The sequence below is a fragment of the Streptococcus caledonicus genome (assembly GCF_042656225.1).
GTDB lineage: Bacteria > Bacillota > Bacilli > Lactobacillales > Streptococcaceae > Streptococcus > Streptococcus caledonicus.
The window spans coordinates 1-6,068 of record NZ_JBHSOJ010000010.1 but is presented as its reverse complement, the minus strand read 5'-3'; the positions used below and the strand labels follow the sequence as shown (position 1 = coordinate 6,068).

The following is a 6,068-nucleotide window of genomic DNA, read 5'->3' as shown; positions in this document are numbered from 1 at the left end:
TTCTTTGGTAATCATGATATACGTTAAAAATCCTTTATTTTATAGTGTTTTGATAAGCATCGACCCAAATCTGCCCCAAATTTTTAAAAAAGAGTTTTGATTTTGTCAAAATCTGCAACCTCTTTTTCTTTTAGGAGATGTGAGTAGGTGTTAAGTGTGATAGTTGGGTCTTTATGTCCAATTAGTTTGGAAATTGTCAAAACTTCAATGCCATTTGCTAGTAGATAGCTCACATAAGTGTGGCGTAGTGAATGAATGTGGACAGAGCGCCCAACAATTGTTTTTAATCGAGAGTTTAGGTAAGTTTGAGTTTTTGTTGGAAACAAGCGATTAAAGTCATTTGGTTGCCAATGGTTAGCTTTATAATCTTTTAATAGCTCTATTGTACCATTATCTAAGGGAACTGTCCTAACTGATTGCTGATTTTTCGTGGGAGCAAAACCATTTTTTGTATAAATGTTCCATGTTTTATTGATATTTAACTGATGATTGTCAAAATCTATATCATCCCACGTAAGGCCTAATGACTCGCCAACACGCATACCAGTAACTGCCAATAGGTATATCTGCAATTGTCTGTATTGATAAGGGTTCTCTTTAGTGTACTTGATAAGGTCTAGGTACTCAGTTTGGGTTAAAAACTTTTTGTCGAGTGAATGGGGTTCTACTTCTGAGACAACTTTAGCAAGATCCGCAAAGTTTACTTTTATCAATCTGTCCATAACTGCATATTTTGCACAGGCCTTAATCTTTGTGTGGATGAGGCGTAGCGTTGATTTTTGGTAATGTTTACCCATTTCATTTAAAGTAGCTTGGTAAGTAGATGGGGTGATATCAATCAATTTAGTTTTAGCAAAATATTTTATAATAGCAGAAGTAGCGGTTTCATAGTGTTTAATAGTTCCGACAGAAATCGCAGGAGCACGATGGATTTTGTACCATTTCTCAAAGTATTCAGCAAGTGTGATACTCTTATCTTCTATGACACCTTCTGATAGCTCCATTTCGGTTTGTGAGGCGGCTTGAACTGCCTCAGCCTTAGTTCTATACCCAGACTTGGATTTTTGCTTATATGAGCCGTCTGGGGCTTTATATGAGATACGGTATTCCCAGCCATTTTCTCTTTTTCTAAAATATGCCATATTGATTTTACCCCTGTCTTTTGATAAAATGGGTACAAGAAAACCGCCCATTTAATGGCTGTTTCTTATACGAGATACCTCACACTTTCGCTTTGGTCGGTTGGAAGTGTGGGGCTTTTTTTATTTTCTTTGTGATAATTCTTTACGTGTTTGTTTGATAAGTTCTGCTATTTTTTGCTTTTCCTCATCGCTCATAGGCGGCTCATCTGGATTTTTGACTGAAAATTCAATAGCGGTCATTTTTCCGTCGACCTCAATCCATTCACGGCGTCTATGGCATTTACAATCTAAATTATGGTGGATAATTTCCATCTCGTAGTTTGCCATTTCTACCCCTCCCTATACATTCCTACAACCTCACCAATGATGCGGAAATCGCTGTCTCTATCAATTTTGATATCGTTGTATTCGCTATTTAAGCTGTGTAAAAACGCTCCATCCTCATTGATTAGTAGTTGTTTGATATAGGCATCTCCATAGTATTCAAATACTCCAATATCGCCATTTGCTAGGTTGACAGAAAGTTTTACAAAGACATAATCGCCAGAATGATATTCAGGTTCCATAGAATCGCCGTAGATTGGAACGACAAAGTCTGCGTCATAATCGACTGGTAATTCAATTGTTTCTACTTGAACATCATTTAGATACTGTCCTGTGCCAGCTGAGGCTGGTTGGTCGTAGTAGTTGTAGGTGTAGTATGTGACTACTGGTTCATCTACTGTATTCGTACTGTTTTCTACTGTATTTTGTTCATCCAAGAGACGTTCTCCGTGGCTTATCCATGCGCTGTGACGTGGTTCTTTAAGCTCTTGGTCTAAATATACCACCTTGTTGTTAATCGCTGTTACAAGCGAATCTGGGGCTTGCGTGGGGGTGGTAGAAGGGATTGTGGATTTTTCTTCTTTAAATGTTGTATCAATATCTGATTTTTTTATTCCAAAAAAATCTGCTAACTTCTGTATCACTCCGAAAGAAGGGGCACTTCTTAATTTCATATAGTCGGTCATAGTGCTCGGAGTAATACCGACTTCCTTAGCAAGCTCTTTTTGAGTGATGCCACGTTGTTTTCTGTAATAGGTAATATTTTCAGCGATAACTTGCATCCGCTTTTTTTCGTCCATATTCATTACCTCTCTATCGTTTTATAACTGTATTATATATCATTTTTGATAGCTTATCAAACAAAAATACGAAAAAAACTTATTTTTTTGGTATTCAGGGTTGACAATACGAAAATTTCGTATTATAATCTAATCAAGGTCAGGGAAATGACCGAAGAAAAAAGCCCGAAAGGGCGGAAAGGGGGAAATATGGAAACAGATAAACACAAAATTAGCTATACTATCTATGCCTCAGGTCCAGAAGATGCGATTGATATTAAAAACCAAATCCTTATCAATACAACTGATAAAGAATTGGTTAACATGGATATTTACGTTAATAGAGCCTATATCACTTCTTAAGGTTTTAAATCACGAAGTAAAGCCATTGTTGATTGGCGGATTGCTGTTGGTATTTCATCAGATTTATTTGATTCATTGACACTATAAAACAGATCTTTAACCATTTTTGTATCTAGCTTGAATGTATCGCTATATTTTCGCTTTCGTTGATCGTGGTAGGTAACTCTGATTGTTCCTACACTGTTAAAGTCAGGATGGATGGCAGATGTTAACCTTTGATTTGGAGCAAGCATATTTCCGATGAGTGATTGAAACAGTCGTTTTTGGTTTAATTCGTCGAGTTCACCGTCAATGAGTTCTATCTTATCTATGTATGCTGGAGTTTGTCCAAAATTTTTTATCACATATATTTTTTCCTGTGTTTTTACAGTATATCTATCTACGTAGATATTGATAAACGGTTTTGCCATATCTTCGGTAGCTTTCTTGGTCTGCCATAGGGAAATGACATTAAAAACAAAGCCGATTAAAGCAATTACAGCAGTAGCGTACAATGTCCAAAGCTGAACATCTAATTCGGTTATTTGTGGCATATTTATTCTCCAATCATTTTTACAAACATTATACCAAATTTAGAAAGGGGTGAGGGGTATTGCAATGGACTTTAGAAGCAATGAGAATTAACAAAGGATTGACACAGCTTGAACTTGCTGAAAAATTTGAAGTTTCAAGTCAAACTATTGCAAGATTAGAAAAAGATAGCTCGGATATCGGATATCAGCTTCTAAAAAAATACATGGATTATTTCAATGTTAAATTTGATGATATTTTTTTAGGTAAAAAATACGAAAATTTCGTAAACCAACCAAACTAGAAATGAAGAACAAAAAATATGACAAAACAAAAATATGGTCGCCCAAGTACAGGGCAAAAAGGAAATAACCGCCCCACAGTGGTTATCAGTCGTGAAAATTATGACGAGGTTGACAGCTTATCAATTGGTACAGGAATGAGCCGTAGTGCTATCGTTGATTATTTCATCAGCGAGGGCTTGAGACGGGCACGGATTGAAGAAGTTGTCATCAAGACTAAGCGCCTTGTCCTTGAGGACTAGAAAGGAGAATGACATGAGACCAAAACACTATCCATACAATAAAAAAATAAATACCTCAACTATGGAAATAGTCAAGGTATGGAAAAATTCTTATTTAGACTTTATTGCTAACAATCAAAGACAACAAGAAAAGTCTGAGCAAGAATTACAGAGAGCTACTCAGAGGCTCTATCAACTATGTCATTAAGTGTTTTTGCTGCTTTTTCAGTTGCAAGTCTATCAACTTGCATATCTTTGGCAGTCAGCAACTTTTCAATGACATCAATAGTAGCTTTAGTTGCAACATCAGCTGTATTTTTCTCAATGTACTCAGCAATTAGTTTGTAACTAGCTTGTTTAAGACTTTCAAAGTCATTCATACGCTTATCCTCCTTTCAATAGGATAAGTCAATTATAGCAAATAGAAAGGAGGCAAAAATGGAAGAATTAGAAAAAACAACCCTCAATGAAATACTGAGGACTGTGACATATATCGCTGAGAGGGTGGATAGACTCGGAGAACAGTTATATCCACATCTTACAGAAACGGATAAAAAAGAGGTTCTGGCATTGATTAATGATGCGCTTTCGAAAGGAAGGGGTATCTCTGATAATGATCTTGACGGTGTCAAGTTCCAATCGAATACTCCTCAAGGGATAGAAGGCGTTAGATAAATAACGTTTCTAATTTCTTTAGCTCTTGATGATAGCTAGGAGAAATGAGGCTATAAGCCTTGTTAAAAAAGATATTTAAATCAGTTTCTGTATATAGTGCAGACAGTTTACGACACTCTGCTAGAAAATCTGGTCTTCCTTGAAACACTGGTAGTATTATCGCAGCTATGTAAGTGTTTAACCTGCGATTTCCGGTTGGATTATCTTTTAAGTAGTCCAAAGGCAATTGTTTGAGGTTTACAGGCTCACTTTCTTGTAGCTGTAATTCGCTGTACTCAAGCGTGAAGTCTGTGAAAGATTTAATTATCGAATTTGCAGATTTAGACCACTCTTTAACAAAACCTTGTAGGAAAAGGTGAGAAGCTACCTCACAAAAGACTTCTTCAAGCCAAAACATTGGCGTATTAGAAGGTGACTTGTAATAAGCGTGCAATAGTTCATGACCTAGTTGGTAAATAACTTGAGCATTTTCATTGATTTCTTGCAAATGTAAGAAAATCAAATGGTCTTCTGGAAAAGACACTGGGCAGTCAATAAATGGAGCGAAGATAATCGCTAGGTTTTCGTCTTTGAAATTAGGAAAAATGCCTTGGGTAACACTTGCTAGATGGTCAAATATAGCTGAGTACATAGCAGAGTTAAATGGCTCTGGTAGTGGGCAGACAGATTGATAAAACATCTTCCAATTTGTCGCAGGAACAAAATACTTTTTCATAACAGTTCTCCAATCGTTTTATTTTTATTATATCAGTTTTAGAAAGGAATTATAAGTGGAACAAACAAAAAAAGCACCTCTGGACGGCAATCCAATTGAGGCGCTTACTAAAAGAACTACATAAATTATAGCACAAAATGAATGAATTAAACAGCATACAACAACTATTAGTAATTAATTGGCAGCGGAAAAACTATCAATTAAGCGAGGTATTGATCAATAGCTTAATTGGTTTAACGGTTGCTGATACGCTCACAGTTTTAGCAACAGCTAGAAAGGAGACACTATGGATGATATAGCTGAAAGCCTCATTTCACGGTTTATCAGTCAGTTAAAATCACGATTGATAGAAGTCTTTGAGGTATTTGATATTGAAATGGCATTGCCTTTAATTCTGAATGGTAACCAGTGTAAAAAGATGCTTGGTGTTATCAATGATACACGTTTTCAAGAGATAACAGCTATGCCTGGTTTTCCAAAAATTGCAGAAAAAGGTAAACATCCACGTTACCCAAGAGATGCGGTGCGTGAATGGGTAAAAGAGAATTGGAGGTTATTAGCTTAATGAAATATATATTTCACAAATACGCATGAAAATTATACCTCTATGAATAATGCTTTTTTGCAAGATACCAGCTTGAGCTTACAAGCAAAGGGGCTACTCGCTGAAATTCTTAGCAATAAGGATAATTGGCGCATCTATATCAGTGAGCTTGAAAAAAGGTCAACTAATGGTAGAGATGCACATAAGGTAGCTTACAAAGAATTACAAAAAGCTCGATACATACGTGTAGTTAAAATCAGTCGTGGTTATAAGAAAGGGGTTGAAAATTATGTTTTCGCTCAAGATGTACCGATTGATGATAGTTACCTTGAGTATTTGAAAAACTACCTTGAAAAAGAGTTATCCACAAATAGCAATAATTCAACTTACTGAAAAATCAACAGTTGAATTATTCAGTAGTTGAGAAAATCAACAGTTGAATTATTCAGTAGTTGAGAAAATCAACAGTTGAATTATTCAGTAGTTGAGAAAA

General features: G+C 35.9%; 12 protein-coding genes. 6 read left to right on the top strand and 6 right to left on the bottom strand.

Translation table 11 applies throughout. From position 1 onward, the window contains the following. Window positions 1–83 precede the first annotated feature (83 nt). The 3 genes from ACFPQ3_RS01530 to ACFPQ3_RS01520 all read right to left on the bottom strand — a co-directional run bounded on the left by ACFPQ3_RS01530 (window position 84) and on the right by ACFPQ3_RS01520 (window position 2,266). Window positions 84–1,142 (bottom strand): site-specific integrase, encoded by a 1,059-nt coding sequence (locus tag ACFPQ3_RS01530; RefSeq protein WP_198039921.1) that lies wholly within the window; start codon window positions 1,140–1,142, stop codon window positions 84–86. Between the two features lie 120 nt (window positions 1,143–1,262). Then, complete coding sequence (locus ACFPQ3_RS01525) at window positions 1,263–1,469, bottom strand: hypothetical protein (protein ID WP_232323246.1); 207 nt, start codon at window positions 1,467–1,469, stop codon at window positions 1,263–1,265. A 2-nt stretch (window positions 1,470–1,471) separates the two neighbouring features. Then, window positions 1,472–2,266 carry an XRE family transcriptional regulator gene (locus ACFPQ3_RS01520; RefSeq protein WP_156806706.1) on the bottom strand — a complete coding sequence of 265 codons (795 nt, stop codon included), beginning with the start codon at window positions 2,264–2,266 and terminating at the stop codon, window positions 1,472–1,474. 189 nt (window positions 2,267–2,455) lie between these two features. Here ACFPQ3_RS01520 and ACFPQ3_RS01515 point away from each other — a divergent pair, with 189 nt between their 5' ends. Beyond that, window positions 2,456–2,608, top strand: a complete 153-nt coding sequence (locus ACFPQ3_RS01515; RefSeq protein WP_198039922.1) for a hypothetical protein — start codon at window positions 2,456–2,458, stop codon at window positions 2,606–2,608. Here the strand turns inward: ACFPQ3_RS01515 and ACFPQ3_RS01510 are convergent. After that, the gene (locus tag ACFPQ3_RS01510; RefSeq protein ID WP_156806707.1) at window positions 2,605–3,141 is read right to left on the bottom strand and encodes a hypothetical protein; all 537 of its coding nucleotides are present in this window, start codon (window positions 3,139–3,141) and stop codon (window positions 2,605–2,607) included. The genes ACFPQ3_RS01515 and ACFPQ3_RS01510 overlap by 4 nt on opposite strands. Window positions 3,142–3,200: 59 nt before the next feature. On the opposite strand from ACFPQ3_RS01510, the gene ACFPQ3_RS01505 reads away from it, so the two are divergent. Continuing rightward, window positions 3,201–3,422 carry a helix-turn-helix transcriptional regulator gene (locus tag ACFPQ3_RS01505; RefSeq protein WP_029188634.1) on the top strand — a complete coding sequence of 74 codons (222 nt, stop codon included), beginning with the start codon at window positions 3,201–3,203 and terminating at the stop codon, window positions 3,420–3,422. 18 nt (window positions 3,423–3,440) lie between these two features. Further along, window positions 3,441–3,662: an antitoxin gene (locus ACFPQ3_RS01500; protein ID WP_156806708.1), complete on the top strand. Its 222-nt coding sequence runs from the start codon at window positions 3,441–3,443 to the stop codon at window positions 3,660–3,662. A gap of 155 nt (window positions 3,663–3,817) precedes the next feature. Here ACFPQ3_RS01500 and ACFPQ3_RS01495 read toward each other — a convergent pair whose 3' ends face one another. Further along, a complete protein-coding gene (locus tag ACFPQ3_RS01495; protein WP_156806709.1) occupies window positions 3,818–4,021 on the bottom strand; it encodes a hypothetical protein in 204 nt (67 codons plus the stop codon). Window positions 4,022–4,079: 58 nt separating this feature from the next. Between ACFPQ3_RS01495 and ACFPQ3_RS01490 the strand changes: the two genes are divergently transcribed. Then, entirely contained in the window at window positions 4,080–4,316 is a 237-nt protein-coding gene (locus tag ACFPQ3_RS01490; RefSeq protein ID WP_156806710.1) for a hypothetical protein, read from the top strand. Here the strand turns inward: ACFPQ3_RS01490 and ACFPQ3_RS01485 are convergent. Beyond that, on the bottom strand, window positions 4,309–5,031 hold the full coding sequence (locus tag ACFPQ3_RS01485; RefSeq protein WP_156806711.1) for a hypothetical protein: 723 nt from the start codon (window positions 5,029–5,031) through the stop codon (window positions 4,309–4,311). The genes ACFPQ3_RS01490 and ACFPQ3_RS01485 overlap by 8 nt on opposite strands. A gap of 286 nt (window positions 5,032–5,317) precedes the next feature. Here ACFPQ3_RS01485 and ACFPQ3_RS01480 point away from each other — a divergent pair, with 286 nt between their 5' ends. Beyond that, window positions 5,318–5,596 (top strand): DNA-binding protein, encoded by a 279-nt coding sequence (locus ACFPQ3_RS01480; protein ID WP_156806712.1) that lies wholly within the window; start codon window positions 5,318–5,320, stop codon window positions 5,594–5,596. 42 nt (window positions 5,597–5,638) lie between these two features. Next, the gene (locus ACFPQ3_RS01475; RefSeq protein ID WP_156806713.1) at window positions 5,639–5,968 is read left to right on the top strand and encodes a transcriptional regulator; all 330 of its coding nucleotides are present in this window, start codon (window positions 5,639–5,641) and stop codon (window positions 5,966–5,968) included. Window positions 5,969–6,068: the final 100 nt, after the last annotated feature.

What these genes read in the sequence shown, in the direction of transcription:
- ACFPQ3_RS01515 (WP_198039922.1), top strand. Translation starts at nt 2,456, where the DNA reads ATGGAAACAGATAAACACAAAATTAGCTATACTATCTATGCCTCAGGT.
- ACFPQ3_RS01525 (WP_232323246.1), bottom strand. Translation starts at nt 1,469, where the DNA reads ATGGCAAACTACGAGATGGAAATTATCCACCATAATTTAGATTGTAAA.
- ACFPQ3_RS01480 (WP_156806712.1), top strand. Translation starts at nt 5,318, where the DNA reads ATGGATGATATAGCTGAAAGCCTCATTTCACGGTTTATCAGTCAGTTA.
- ACFPQ3_RS01530 (WP_198039921.1), bottom strand. Translation starts at nt 1,142, where the DNA reads ATGGCATATTTTAGAAAAAGAGAAAATGGCTGGGAATACCGTATCTCA.
- ACFPQ3_RS01500 (WP_156806708.1), top strand. Translation starts at nt 3,441, where the DNA reads ATGACAAAACAAAAATATGGTCGCCCAAGTACAGGGCAAAAAGGAAAT.
- ACFPQ3_RS01510 (WP_156806707.1), bottom strand. Translation starts at nt 3,141, where the DNA reads ATGCCACAAATAACCGAATTAGATGTTCAGCTTTGGACATTGTACGCT.
- ACFPQ3_RS01475 (WP_156806713.1), top strand. Translation starts at nt 5,639, where the DNA reads ATGAATAATGCTTTTTTGCAAGATACCAGCTTGAGCTTACAAGCAAAG.
- ACFPQ3_RS01490 (WP_156806710.1), top strand. Translation starts at nt 4,080, where the DNA reads ATGGAAGAATTAGAAAAAACAACCCTCAATGAAATACTGAGGACTGTG.
- ACFPQ3_RS01485 (WP_156806711.1), bottom strand. Translation starts at nt 5,031, where the DNA reads ATGAAAAAGTATTTTGTTCCTGCGACAAATTGGAAGATGTTTTATCAA.
- ACFPQ3_RS01520 (WP_156806706.1), bottom strand. Translation starts at nt 2,266, where the DNA reads ATGGACGAAAAAAAGCGGATGCAAGTTATCGCTGAAAATATTACCTAT.
- ACFPQ3_RS01495 (WP_156806709.1), bottom strand. Translation starts at nt 4,021, where the DNA reads ATGAATGACTTTGAAAGTCTTAAACAAGCTAGTTACAAACTAATTGCT.